The 12,840-nt window shown below is 67.6% G+C and carries 6 protein-coding genes and 1 pseudogene; 3 read left to right on the forward strand and 4 right to left on the reverse strand.

Annotated elements, in window-relative coordinates; translation table 11 throughout:
- Nucleotides 1–255 precede the first annotated feature (255 nt).
- Together QE373_RS03350 and QE373_RS03355 are read right to left on the reverse strand one after the other, a co-directional pair.
- Nucleotides 256–2,904: a PAS-domain containing protein gene (locus QE373_RS03350; RefSeq protein WP_309683615.1), complete on the reverse strand. Its 2,649-nt coding sequence runs from the start codon at nucleotides 2,902–2,904 to the stop codon at nucleotides 256–258.
- 57 nt (nucleotides 2,905–2,961) lie between these two features.
- Nucleotides 2,962–4,122, reverse strand: coding sequence for a porin (locus QE373_RS03355; RefSeq protein WP_309683617.1), 1,161 nt, complete (start codon nucleotides 4,120–4,122; stop codon nucleotides 2,962–2,964).
- A gap of 235 nt (nucleotides 4,123–4,357) precedes the next feature.
- Here QE373_RS03355 and QE373_RS03360 point away from each other — a divergent pair, with 235 nt between their 5' ends.
- Together QE373_RS03360 and QE373_RS03365 are read left to right on the forward strand one after the other, a co-directional pair.
- Nucleotides 4,358–5,701, forward strand: coding sequence for a dicarboxylate/amino acid:cation symporter (locus tag QE373_RS03360; protein ID WP_309683619.1), 1,344 nt, complete (start codon nucleotides 4,358–4,360; stop codon nucleotides 5,699–5,701).
- 239 nt (nucleotides 5,702–5,940) lie between these two features.
- A pseudogene (locus tag QE373_RS03365) lies at nucleotides 5,941–8,233 on the forward strand (NADP-dependent malic enzyme).
- Nucleotides 8,234–8,345: 112 nt separating this feature from the next.
- Here the strand turns inward: QE373_RS03365 and QE373_RS03370 are convergent.
- Nucleotides 8,346–9,053, reverse strand: a complete 708-nt coding sequence (locus tag QE373_RS03370; protein WP_309683621.1) for a basic secretory protein-like protein — start codon at nucleotides 9,051–9,053, stop codon at nucleotides 8,346–8,348.
- Nucleotides 9,050–12,334, reverse strand: a complete 3,285-nt coding sequence (locus tag QE373_RS03375) for a GH92 family glycosyl hydrolase (RefSeq protein WP_309689531.1) — start codon at nucleotides 12,332–12,334, stop codon at nucleotides 9,050–9,052. The genes QE373_RS03370 and QE373_RS03375 overlap by 4 nt, the downstream gene beginning before the upstream one ends.
- Before the next feature lie 299 nt (nucleotides 12,335–12,633).
- Here QE373_RS03375 and QE373_RS03380 point away from each other — a divergent pair, with 299 nt between their 5' ends.
- On the forward strand, nucleotides 12,634–12,831 hold the full coding sequence (locus QE373_RS03380) for a zinc-finger domain-containing protein (protein ID WP_042614687.1): 198 nt from the start codon (nucleotides 12,634–12,636) through the stop codon (nucleotides 12,829–12,831).
- The last annotated feature ends 9 nt before the right edge of the window (nucleotides 12,832–12,840 follow it).

Raw genomic sequence — 12,840 nt, forward strand, 5'->3', positions numbered from 1 at the left:
CGACCATGGGTCGGCGCTACCGCGTCACCGTCCGCCCTGTAGCGCCGAGCCACGCTCGGCGGAATCGAGCCGCGCCGCTGTGCTCGCCGACCATGGGTCGGCGCTACCGCGTCACCGTCCGCCCTGTAGCGCCGGGCCACGCTCGGCGGAATCGATCCGCGCCGCTGCGCTCGCCGACCATGGGTCGGCGCTACCGCGTCACCGTCCGCCCTGTAGCGCCGAGCCACGCGCGGCGGAATCCATCCGTCGCAGGCCTTACCCGCGGTGGCGCAGCAGCAGCTGGGTCATCAGGGCGCGCAGGGCGGGCGGACGCACCGGTTTGGCAAGGAAGCCCCAGCCGTTGTCGGCGGCCAGCGCCCGGAGCGCATCATCGCGTTCGGCGGTGATCAGCACCACCGGCGGCCGCGCCTGCCAGCGTTCGCACAGCGCCTCATACAGCGCCGGCCCATGGAACTCGCCCATGCGTACGTCCAGCAGCACCAATTCCGGTGCCAGCCCGGCGTGGGCCGCATCCAGCGCGGCCTGCGGGCCTTCGGACTGCTCCACATCGCAGCCCCATTTTTCCAGCAGCGCACGCGTGGCAACGCTGACATGCGCATCGTCATCGATGGCCCATACCCGGCGCCCACGCAGCGGACTGTCCGCCGTGGTTTCCACCACCACCGGCGCGTGCACCATCACCGACGCCACGACCTCCTCTGACCGGCCCAGCGGCACCGCCACTTCGAACATCGAGCCGCTGCCCAGCACCGAGCGCAGCCGGATCGGATGCTCCAGCAGGCGGCCGATGCGTTCGACGATCGCCAGGCCCAGTCCGGTGCCGCGTTCCTGGCCATCGTGCAGGCGGCGGAATTCTTCGAAGATCTCCTTGTGCAGGCTCTCCGGGATGCCCGGACCCTGGTCGTGCACCTGGATCCACAGCCGGCCGCCTTCGCGGCGGCAGCCCAGCAGCACGCGGCCGCGCTGGGTGTAGCGCAGCGCATTGGACAGGAAATTCTGCAGGATGCGCCGCAGCAGCGCCTCGTCGCTCACCACCACCGCGGCGGTAGGCACCCAGTGCAGCTGCAGCCCGCGACCTTCGGCGGCAATGCCGAACTCGCGGGCAAGGGTCTCCAGCAGCGGGTTGAGCGCGAAGGCGCGCACCCGCGTCTGCAGGCTGCCCGATTCCAGCCGGGAGATATCCAGCAGGCTGACCAGGATCGCATCCTGCGCTGACAGCGCCGCTTCGATGTGGTCGGCGGTCTGCTGCTGTTCGCCGTCGGCAAGCTTGGCGCGCAGCACCGACACGAACATGCGTGCGGCGTTCAGCGGCTGCAGCAGGTCATGCACGGCCGAAGCGACGAAGCGGGTCTTGTAGCGGTTGGCCTGCTCGGCCTCGCGCCGCGCTTCGTCCAGGTCGCGGGTGCGCTCGGCCACGCGGTGTTCCAGCGCGTCGGCCAGCGAGCGCAGTTCGCGCGCGGCGTTCTTGTAACTGGTGATGTCCGCATAGCTGGTGACGAAGCCGCCGTCGGGCAGCGGATTCCCGCGGATTTCCAGCACCGTGCCGTCGTCTTTCTCGCTTTCGCGCATGTGCGGCCGTCCGCTGCGCAGGTGGTTGAGCCGGCGTTCGATGGCTTCGTCGATGGGCCCCGGCCCGAGCAGGCCGCGACGCGCGTTGAAGCGGAAAATCTCCTCGATCGGCCGTCCCACCTGCACCAGTCCCGGCGGGAAGCGGAACAGTTCCAGATAGCGCGAATTCCACGCCACCAGCTGCTGCTGGCTGTCGATGATCACCACGCCCTGCGGCAGGTGTTCCAGGCTGCGGCTCAGCCCGCGGTCGGCGTCCTGCGCGGCCTGCAGCAGCCCATCCTGCGCGCTGCGCAGCTCCTGGGCATGCTGCTTGAGCAGGGTTTCCAGCTCGCGCCGGCTGCGCTGGCGATGCGCCGAAAGGCGTCGCCGCTGCTGCACGAACAGCGCCAGGAAGCCCAGCGCCAACCACGCCGCGCCACCGCCGATGGCCGCACTGCGGGCTACCGCGCCGGCCGCGCTGGCATCGTGCAGCAGGTGCAGGTGCCAGTTCTCTTCGGGCAGGTCGATGGTCTGCCACAGCAGCGCACGCGGCATCGCCGGGTCGGCCATGCGCACGATCCGCCCGCCGTCGTCCAGCACCCGCTCGGTACGTGCGCGCAGTGGTTGCAGGGAGCGGTCGGCGTACTGGCGGCTGGACAGCATTTCCTCGCGTTCCTGCGTGCCCAGGGTCCGCAGCAGGCGGTAGCGCCAGGGATCCTGGTTGGCCAGGAACACCACGTCGTGGTTGTCGCTGGCCAGGACGATGTCCGGGCTGGCGACCCACTCCTGTTCCAGCGCGGACAGCTCGATCTTGATCACCACCACGCCCAGCCGGGTGCCGTCGGCATCGTCGATGGCGTGCGACAGGAAGTAACCGGGCACGCCGGTGGTCATGCCGATGCCGTAGAAACGGCCGTGGCCGGCCGCCATCGCCTGCAGGTAATAGGGCCGGTAGCTGTAGTCTTCGCCGACGTTGGTCGAGGGCTGGTCCCAGTTGCTGGCGGCCACCGCCACGCCATCGCGGCCGACCAGGGTCAGGGTCGAGGCGCGGGTGACCTGGTTGGCCTGGGACAGCTTGAGGTTCAGGCGCTGGCGTCCTGCCAGATCAGGTGCGCTGCGCAGCGCGGCCAGCAGGTCCGGATCCAGCGCCATCACCTGCGGCAGGGTGCCGAAGCGATCGATCCGCTGCTGCAGGCCCTGGCCATACAGCTGCAGCTGGCGCTGCACCTGCGCGCTTTCGCCGGCCAATGCGCGCTGGCCGGCGAAATGCCCGGCCGATACCGCGCACAGCGCGGTCCCGCCGATCATCACCAGCAGGGTCATGGCCAGCTTGCGGTAGCGGCCGAGCCGGTACATGCGGACAGAGTCTACGGGCAGAGCGGGTCGATGACCCGCTCAGTCACGCGGCCCGGCTCAGAAATGCATCTGGGCGCGGACTTCGAAGATCTCCGGCTTGGTATGCACGCCACGACGGCTGGCATCGGCCTTGATGTAGTTGGCCTGGAACTTGAAGTGGCTGGTCAGGTACCAGTTGGCACCCAGGGTCCAGTTGTGTTCACGGCCACCGAGCACATCGGCGTCGTCCAGGTCCAGGCGGCTGTAGCGCGCCAGCACTTCCACCGCGCCGTAGTCACGCGCCGGCTTGATGTTGGCCACGCCGCCACCGCTGTACGGGCGAGATTCGCCGGTCAGCACCCAGCTGCCCATCACGTACTGGCCGTTGCCGGTGTAGTCCGGCTTGCCTTCGCGGGTGATGGTGGCCTGCAGGGCTTCGGCCTGGATGGAGAACGGACCGCGGATGAAGATGCCCTCCAGACCGGCGCGGTTGACCTTGTCGGCGGTGACCAGCGCACCGGAATCGACCAGGCGAAGGTCGGTCAGGCCGGCCTCCGGACGCGCGCGGAAACGCGCGGTCGCTTCGTGGTGCACGTCGCGGCCATCACGCCAGCCACGCGGGTTTTCCTGCGACAGCGCCAGGCCGAGGTGCAGCACGTTCGCTTCGGCCTTGACCGGGGTCCACACCGCACGCAGCGCCTGCATGGTGCCGGGGTTGTCGCCCTGCAGGTCCTTGCCACCGTACAGGCCAGCCTGCAGCAGGTAGGCGGGACGCTCCAGCACCCAGTCCAGGCCGGTGCGACGGCCGGCGTAGAACGCCTGCACCGGCATCGCGAATTCCATGAAGCTGCCGGCGCGCGAGCTGGTCACCGCATCCAGGCCGACCGGGGTCTTCATGTAACCGACGCGGAACTTGCCGATGTCCTGGCCGACGAACGCCTTGCTTTCCAGGCGCAGGTACACATCCAGCCAGGTGTCGGACTGGAAGTCGTAGTACACCATGGCGTCATACACGCCCTTCTTCTTCAGCGTGGCGCCGAATTCCTTGCGGCGTACCGCGTCGGCGTTTTCGATGTTGCCGGAGAAATTGTTCCAGTCGTAGGCGATGTTGCCGGTGGCGGCGAGCTCGGTGCCATCAGCGAACGACACCTTGGTCGGCCAGTTGTCGAAACCAGCGGCATTGGCCAGCAGCGGGCTGGCGGCCAGGGACAGGGCAAGCAGGGTCGGGGTCATTCGCATGGGACGGCAGGTCTCTATTCGGGAAAGGTGGATCTACACGCGCCCCGGTCTGTGCGGGGTCGTCGCGACCGGCGCAGTGTAGGCGCAGAAAGCGCCCGGAGGCAGCCTGAACCGGGGGGGTAGTACCAATAGGTTATCTGCTGATGCGTCCGCGCGGCGTACAAAGGGCGCCATCCGATGCCGCGCCGCGTGTCCTTCGTGGCGTTGGCGTCATCAGTCCCTTCCGGAGCCCGCCATGCACGTTCCCGCCGCTTCCCCGGTGCCGACCAAGCCGCTGCCGTTCTATCGCCAGCTGTATTTCCAGGTCGTGGTCGCCATCATCCTCGGTGCCGTCCTGGGCCATTACGAGCCGCTGATCGGCGAGAAGATGAAGCCGCTGGGGGATGCCTTCATCAACCTGGTGAAGATGATCATCGCCCCGGTCATCTTCCTGACCATCGTCACCGGCATCGCCGGCATGACCCACCTGCGCACCGTGGGCCGGGTGTTCGCCAAGGCGATGGCCTATTTCATGTTCTTCTCCACGCTGGCACTGGTGGTGGGCATGATCGTGGCGCACGTGGTGCAGCCGGGCGCGGGCATGAACATCAACCCGGCCGACCTGGACCAGACCGCGGTCAACAGCTATGTCGAAAAGTCGCACGACCTGACCCTGGTCGGCTTTGCGATGGACATCATTCCCAAGACGCTGGTCAGCGCGTTCGTGGACGGCAACATCCTGCAGGTGCTGTTCGTGGCGGTGCTGTTCGGCATCGCGCTGGCACTGGTGGGTGAGAAGGGCAAGCCGGTGCTGAACTTCCTGGAAGCGCTGGTCGCTCCGGTGTTCAAGCTGGTGCATATCCTGATGAAGGCTGCCCCGATCGGCGCGTTTGGTGCAATCGCCTTCACCATCGGCAAGTACGGGGTCGGCTCGCTGATCAACCTGGCCTGGCTGGTGGGTTCGTTCTACCTGACCGCCTTCCTGTTCGTGGTGGTGATCCTGGGCGCGGTGGCCCGCCTGTGCGGCTTCTCGGTGTTCAAGCTGGCGCGTTACCTGAAGGCGGAGCTGCTGCTGGTGCTGGGCACCTCTTCGTCCGAATCGGCGCTGCCGTCGCTGATGGAAAAGATGGAGCGCGCCGGCTGCAGCAAGTCGGTGGTCGGCCTGGTGGTCCCCACCGGCTATTCATTCAACCTGGACGGCACCAACATCTACATGACCCTGGCGGCGCTGTTCATCGCCCAGGCCACCAACACCGAGCTGACCCTGGGCCACCAGATCGCCCTGCTGCTGGTGGCGATGTTGAGCTCCAAGGGTGCCGCCGGCGTGACCGGCGCCGGCTTCATCACCCTGGCCGCCACCCTGGCCGTGGTACCGGAAGTACCAGTGGCCGGCATGGCGCTGATCCTCGGCGTGGACCGCTTCATGAGCGAATGCCGCTCGCTGACCAACTTCATCGGCAACGCGGTGGCTACCGTGGTGGTCTCGCGCTGGGAAGGCGCGCTGGACCGTGACCGCCTGAAGCTGGCGCTGGACGGCCGCGAAAGCGAGCTGCCGCCGCCGGTCGATGCGGCCCTGCCGCTTGCCGCTGCCAAGATCTGACCCTTCCACGTCAGGATGCGGGGCCCGTCAGCGATGACGTGGCCCCGCAGTTTTTTCCGCGGTACCTGCCACCTTGCTGTCACACCCGCATGGAGGGTGCGGCGCGATGCTCCGCAGTACGCCGGCAACACGCCGGTTGGTGCACTGCAGCACACGCGCGACAGCCCCGCGACAGGTCCAGCCCGAACAACGGGGGTATGATCCCCTGTCCCCCTTGCCCATTCATGTGCCCAACGTCGATGTCCAAAGAAGATTTCAAACAGGCCGCCCTCGATTACCACCGCATGTCGCCGCCGGGCAAGATCAAGGTCACGGCGACCAAGCCGATGCTGACCCAGCGTGATCTGTCGTTGGCCTATTCGCCCGGCGTTGCCTACGCCTGTGAAGCGATCATGGCCGACCCGCAGCAGGCCAGCGAGCTCACCGCACGTGGCAACCTGGTCGCGGTGATTTCCAACGGTACCGCCGTGCTGGGCCTGGGCAACATCGGTCCGCTGGCCGGCAAGCCGGTGATGGAAGGCAAGGGCGTGCTGTTCCAGAAATTCGCCGGCATCGATGTGTTCGACATCGAAATCGACGAGCTGGACCCGGACAAGCTGGTCGACATCATCGCCTCGCTGGAGCCGACCTTCGGCGGCATCAACCTGGAAGACATCAAGGCACCGGAGTGCTTCATCGTCGAGCGCAAGCTGCGCGAGCGGATGAAGATCCCGGTGTTCCATGACGACCAGCACGGCACGGCGATCATCGTCGGCGCCGCGGTGCTGAACGCCATGGCGATCACCGGCAAGAAGATCGAAGAAGTGAAGCTGGCGACCACGGGCATGGGCGCGGCCGGCATTTCCTGCGTCAACATGCTGGTGCAGCTGGGCCTGAAGCCGGAAAACATCCTGGCCTTCGACCGCGAGGGCGTGATCCACACCGGCCGCAGCGACCTGGACCCGGAAAAGGCGCGTTACGCGCGTGATACCGACAAGCGCACCCTGGCCGAGATCGTCGACGGCGCGGACATTTTCCTGGGCCTGTCGGCACCGGGCATCCTGACCGCCGACATGGTCAAGACCATGGCGCCGGACCCGGTGATCTTCGCGCTGGCCAACCCGACCCCGGAAATCATGCCCGAAGACGTGCGCGCGGTACGCGCCGACGCGATCATCGGCACCGGTCGTTCGGACTACCCGAACCAGGTCAACAACGTCCTGTGCTTCCCCTACTTGTTCCGCGGCGCGCTGGACGTGGGCGCCACCGCGATCAACGAGGAAATGAAGATCGCCTGCGTGCGCGCCATCGCCGCGCTGGCACGCCGTGCGGCCACCGACATGGGCTCGGCCTACGGCGGTGACACCCCGAGCTTCGGCCGTGAATACCTGATTCCGCGCCCGTTCGACCGCCGCCTGCTGGTGGAGCTGTCCGCTGCCGTGGCACAGGCGGCGATGGATTCCGGCGTGGCCGCGCGGCCGATCGCCGACATGGCTGCCTACCGCCAGAAGCTGTCCGAATTCGTCTACCGCACCAGCCTGATGATGAAGCCGGTGTACGACCGCGCGCGCACCGACAAGCAGCGCGTGGTGTATGCCGAAGGCGAGGAAGAAGTGGTGCTGCAGGCCGTGCAGAACGTGGTCGACGAGGACCTGGCGCATCCGATCCTGATCGGTCGCCCGGACGTCATCGAGGCACGCATCGAACGCCTGGGCCTGCGCCTGAAGATCGGCGAGAACGTGCAGGTCACCAACATCAACGATGATCCGCGCTTCAACGAGTACTGGCAGTACTACCACGCGCTGACCGGCCGTCGTGGCGTGACCGTGGCCGCGGCGAAGAACCTGATGCGTTCGCGCCCGACCCTGATCGCCGCGGTGATGGTGGCGCGCGGTGAAGCCGATGCACTGCTGACCGGCGTGGTCGGCCGCTTCCACAAGAAGCTGGGTTACGTGCGCAGCGTGCTGCCGCTGGAGTCCAAGGTCACTTCGACCTCGGCGATGACCGGCGTGATCAACCAGCAGGGCGTGTTCTTCTTCGTGGACACCCACGTGCAGGAAGATCCCACGGCCGAACAGCTGACCGAAGCCACGCTGCAGGCGGCCTACCGCATGAAGCTGTTCGGCATCGAACCGAAGGTGGCGCTGCTGTCGCACTCCAACTTCGGCAGCCACGATTCGAAGGACGCGCTGAAGATGCGCCAGGTCCGCGAGATGCTGCTCAAGCGCAACCCGCGCCTGAACGTGGACGGTGAGATGCAGGGCGACACCGCCTGGGACGAAGCGCTGCGGCAGAAGCTGCTGCCGGGCTCCACCCTGACCGGCCGTGCCAACCTGTTCGTGCTGCCCAACCTGGAAGCGGCCAACATCGCCTACAACCCTGGTGCGCGTGTTCACCGATGGCGTGGCGATCGGGCCGATCCTGATGGGCGTGGCCAAGCCGGCGCACATCCTGACCAGCAGCGCGACCTCGCGCCGGATTTTGAACATGACCGCGATCGCTGCGGTGGATGCGCAGATCCGCAAGCAAATCGAGGCCGAGAAGAAGGCGTAAGCCTTCTTCGCAGGCTCGATTTGCCCGCGCATTTCACCTTATCCCCGCGCCTGCGGCGCGCCCCCTTGAACATCAAGGGGGCTCTTCGTTGGATGGTGTGCGGGGGCGGGCGCTACCGGTCTTGTCGTGCTTTGGCGTAGGCGGCCCACAGGGCGGGCAGGGGCTGGCCGGTGTGTTGTTGCCACAGCGCCGGGGTGTAGCGGCCGCTGCGCAGGGCGCCATCCAGTGTCTTTACCAGTCCCGGATAGGCGGCCTCGCTCCACTTCAGGAACGCGCCGGTGACCCGGTAGCCGGTATCGAAATTCTGCCCGTCCTGCACCGTGAGCGGCAACGCCCAGCCGGCGGCGGCGTTGTCCACGCCATAGCGGTCACGCGCGTAGTCGGCGATGCCTTCCACCAGCCAGCCCGGGACGCGTTCATTGGCGTACTCGGGGTAGCCCTGCACGATGTGCATCGCCTCATGGGTCACCAGGTCGGTGTCGCCCGGGTGCTTGTCCAGCCACGCCGGATTGAGGGTGATGGTGGCCGCCTTGGCCTTCTCGCCGACAAAGGCGATGCCGTCGTACGCCGGATCGATCACGATGGCGGCCTGGCTCGGTGCGTTCGGATGGAAGTCGGCGCGCTGCGGCAGATAGGCCTTGAAGAACGTGCCGATGATCCGCTCGCGCATCGCCTCCGGCAGCGCATCGCGGGCGTCCTGGTAGCGCAGGGTCACGCCGCCCTGCTGCTGCGTGGATTCAAACGCACATGCTGCTGCTGGAGCAAGCAGGGCCAGCGCCGCCAGTGTGGCCGGCCGCAGGTAGCGCGCGGCACGGCTCATGGTGTCGACTCCTTGGCCAGCAGCTCCACTTCTGCCAGCTGCATGCGTCCGGGTGCGGCGATGCGCAGCCGGTACTCGGCGTAGCGGCCCGGCTTGGCGATGCGGAACGGGCGGGTCTGGCGGGCCCAGGCGAAGTCTTCGGACGTGCGCGTATCCAGCGTGGACCAGCGACCACCGGCGGTACGTGCTTCCAGCGTCCATGCGCCGCCGCGGATGCTGTTCTCGCCGCTGGTCAGGGTGTACATCGTGGGGGCGCCGGCGGCGACGCCGCTGAACACCACCGTTGCCTTCGCGCCCAGCGGCGCGGCGGTCGTGGCGTTGTCGTCGACCAGCGCGTCCAGCGCGCGGCCGTCTTCCAGCCGCGCCTGCGCGCCCTTGGCCAGCAGGTCATGCAGCAGGGCAGGGCGCTCGCCGCGTGCGGTCAGCGACGGCAGCACATCGCCTTCGCCGGTGCCCCAGCGCGAGGGTTGCGGACCCATCTGGAAGTCCAGCGTGGCGCCGGCGGCGATGACCTCGTGCGGCAGCCAGGTCTTCGTCCATGGCTTGCCGTTGACCTTCAACGACTGCACGTACACGTTGGTGGGGGAGTTGTCCGCCGCGTTCACCGTCAGCACCGCGCCGTCCTGCAGGGTGACTCTGGCGTGCCGGAACAATGGCGAGCCGATCGCATATTCCGGTGCGCCCATCCGCAGCGGATACAGGCCCAGCGAAGCGAACACATACCAGGCCGAAGTCTCGCCGTTGTCCTCGTCACCGGGGTAGCCCTGTCCGATCTCGCTGCCCACGTACAGGCGCGCCAGGATCTCGCGCACATGCTTCTGGGTCTTCCATGGCTGGCCGGTGTACAGGTACATCCACGGGATGTGGTGCGAGGGCTGGTTGCTGTGTGCGTACATGCCCATGCGCACATCGCGGGCTTCGGTCATTTCATGGATCAGCCCGCCGTAGGAACCGGCAAAGGCCGGATCCGCGGTTTCCGGGGTGGCGAAGAACGCATCCAGCTTGGCGGCGAGCGCCTCGCGCCCACCATACAGCGCTGCCAGTCCTTCACCATCGTGGGCGGCGGTGAAGGCGAAGGTCCAGCCATTGGATTCGGTGTAGTCATGGCCCCAGACGCGTGCGTCGTAGTCCTTGGCGTCCACCCGCCAGCTGCCATCTTCGCGCCGGCCCTGGAAGAAGCCCGCGGCCGGGTCGAACATCGTTGAATAGGCCGCCGCACGATGGCCGAAGTAGTCCGCTTCAGTGGCATAGCGCTCACGCTCGGCGCTCGAGCCGGCGTCGCTGGCGAGCCGTGTCGCCATGTTGGCGATGCCGAAATCGTTGAGCGCGCCTTCCATCGTCCACGACATCCCTTCGTGCACGTCGGCGCTGGCAAAGCCGGTGAACGTGGAACGGTCCATGCCCTTGCGGCCGACATGCCGATCCGGCGGCACCACCGTGGCATTGCGCAGCGCTGCGTCGTACGCGGTGTCCACGTCGAAGCCGCGCACGCCCTTCAGCCAGGCATCGGCGAAGGCTACGTCCGAGCTGGTGCCGACCATCAGGTCGGCGTAGCCCGGCGAGGACCAGCGTGCGACCCAGCCGCCCGCCTTGTACTGTTCAAGGAAGCCCTGCACCAAGGCGCCGGCATCATCGGCGCGGAACAACGCATAGGCCGGCCAGGTGGTGCGGAAGGTGTCCCAGAAGCCGTTGTTGACGTACACCTTGCCGTCGCGCACCGGTGCGAAGCTGCGCACCGCGCTGCCATCGGTGTTGTCCTCGGCCGCGCTGGCCTGGCTGGCGTAGCGCCACTCCGGCGCCTGCGCGGTACCGACATTCTCGTGGCCGGAATTGGGGAACAGGTACAGGCGGTAGAGGTTTGAATACAGCGTGGTCTTCTGGTCCTCGCTGGCGTCGCCGATGTCGAAGGCGCCCAGCCGTGCGTCCCATGCATCCTGCGCGCGTGCGGCGACGCGCTCCAGGGTGTCGTCGGCGCTCAGTTCCAGGGCGAGGTTTTGGCGTGCCTGTTCCACCGAGATCAACGAGGTGGCGATGCGCATGTTGACCTGGCGATCGCTGCCCGGATCGAACTTGATGTAGCCGGTGGGGCGTCCGGTATCGAGCGTGCCGCTGCTGCGCCACGGACGGTCGAAACCCGCCACCACGTACATGCGGGTGGCGCCGTTGGACAGGCCGCTGCGCACGTCGGTGTAGCCGGAGAGCGTCTGGCTGGCAGCGTCCAGGGTCAGCCCGCCGCGCGCATCGACATTATCGAACAGCAGGTTGGCATCGCCGGTGGCCGGGAACTGGAAGCGGAACAGGGCGGCATGGTCGGTCGGGGCGATGGAGGCCGCGATGCCGTTGTCGAAACGCACGTCGTAGCGGTACGGGCGTGCGTTTTCCTGGTCGTGCGAGAACGCCAGCGCGCGCTTGGCGCGGTCGGCTTCGGGCACGCCGCGGCTGGCCGAGGGCATCACCTGGAAGGTCTGCCGGTCACCCATCCACGGGCTCGGCTGGTGGCTGAGCGACAACGCCTGCAGGCGCGGGCGGTTGTCGGCGTCGTTGTGCTCGTTCCAGCGGTACAGCCAGTTCAGCACGCCGGCGTCGGTCACCGGCGTCCAGAAGTTGAAGCCATGCGGCAGTGCCGTGGCGGGGTAGTTGTTGCCACGCGAGAAGCGCCCGTTGGACTGGGTGCCGCGCGTGGTGAGCACCCAGTCGGACGGCCGCGCCGGCACGACCGACGGCGTCGCCTCCAGCCGTACATCGTCGATCCAGCCCGACACCGGCGCGCCGGCTGCGCTGGCCACTTCCAGTTCGATGGCCACCACGCGGCGACCGCGCAATCCGGGCACCTCGCCCAGGCGCACGGCCTTGCGCGCCCATTGCTGCGGATACAGCGTCTTCGAATCCCCCTGCGCGGTGGCGCCCAGTGCGACCCCGTGCTGGTCTCGCGCCGCGCTGGCTGATACGCGTTGGCCATCATCGAGCAGCAGGTCCAGCGAGACATGGGTGGACGCGGCGGTGTCGCCGTCGACGATCTCCGGCAGGACCATCCAGCTCAGCGTGGTGTCCGCATCGATCTGCTGGTCGGTGGCCAGCAGGACCTGCCGGGCAGTGCCGCCGCTGCTGCGGTACTGCAGGGCGCGCTGGCCGCTGTATCCCACACCCGCCTTGGCTGCGTACGGGTCGGCCGGGCCGGGGCCCACGCGCAGGCTCAACGGGCCGCCAGCGCCTGCGGGGGGCATCGGCTGGCCGGCTTCGAACGAGGTCGACAGCGCAGCCGCATGGGCGGCGGGAAGCATGGCCAAGGCCAGCGCGAGGCACAGCGGCGCGCGGCGCGCACGGTCAGACGCATTACGGGGCATTGCGGTCTCCTCCCAGAGCAACGCGGACCATCCTGCAACACGCATGTTGGCGCTGACAAGTGCATTTGGTTCGATCCAAATCGGCGCGATGCCTGTTTGCTCGATTGCTGCGGCGCGCCATATGGAACGATCCAAAAAGACCGCGGCGATTCCCTTGCCCGCAGTCCCGGTCCAGCCCCGGCGCTGCGCCGGATGCTAGAATCCCAGCCCTCGCAATCCCTTTCACGACGCCCGCCATGAGCCATACCGCCACCGCTCCCGCCAACGCCGAAAAGCGTTACACCGTGCACCGCGGCGACCTGCCGCTGAGCTGCCCGACGCCGGAGATGGCGCTGTGGAACTCGCATCCGCGCGTGTACCTGCCGATCGAAGACGAACCCAACGGCGAAGCCAAGTGCGCCTATTGCGGCGCCGTCTTCGTGCTGGCCGACTGATCGGGCGCC

Origin of the sequence: Stenotrophomonas sp. SORGH_AS_0321 (assembly GCF_031453215.1) — a bacterium.
Lineage (GTDB): Bacteria > Pseudomonadota > Gammaproteobacteria > Xanthomonadales > Xanthomonadaceae > Stenotrophomonas > Stenotrophomonas chelatiphaga.

What these genes read in the sequence shown, in the direction of transcription:
- QE373_RS03350 (WP_309683615.1), bottom strand. Translation starts at nt 2,904, where the DNA reads ATGTACCGGCTCGGCCGCTACCGCAAGCTGGCCATGACCCTGCTGGTG.
- QE373_RS03355 (WP_309683617.1), bottom strand. Translation starts at nt 4,122, where the DNA reads ATGCGAATGACCCCGACCCTGCTTGCCCTGTCCCTGGCCGCCAGCCCG.
- QE373_RS03360 (WP_309683619.1), top strand. Translation starts at nt 4,358, where the DNA reads ATGCACGTTCCCGCCGCTTCCCCGGTGCCGACCAAGCCGCTGCCGTTC.
- QE373_RS03370 (WP_309683621.1), bottom strand. Translation starts at nt 9,053, where the DNA reads ATGAGCCGTGCCGCGCGCTACCTGCGGCCGGCCACACTGGCGGCGCTG.
- QE373_RS03375 (WP_309689531.1), bottom strand. Translation starts at nt 12,334, where the DNA reads ATGCTTCCCGCCGCCCATGCGGCTGCGCTGTCGACCTCGTTCGAAGCC.
- QE373_RS03380 (WP_042614687.1), top strand. Translation starts at nt 12,634, where the DNA reads ATGAGCCATACCGCCACCGCTCCCGCCAACGCCGAAAAGCGTTACACC.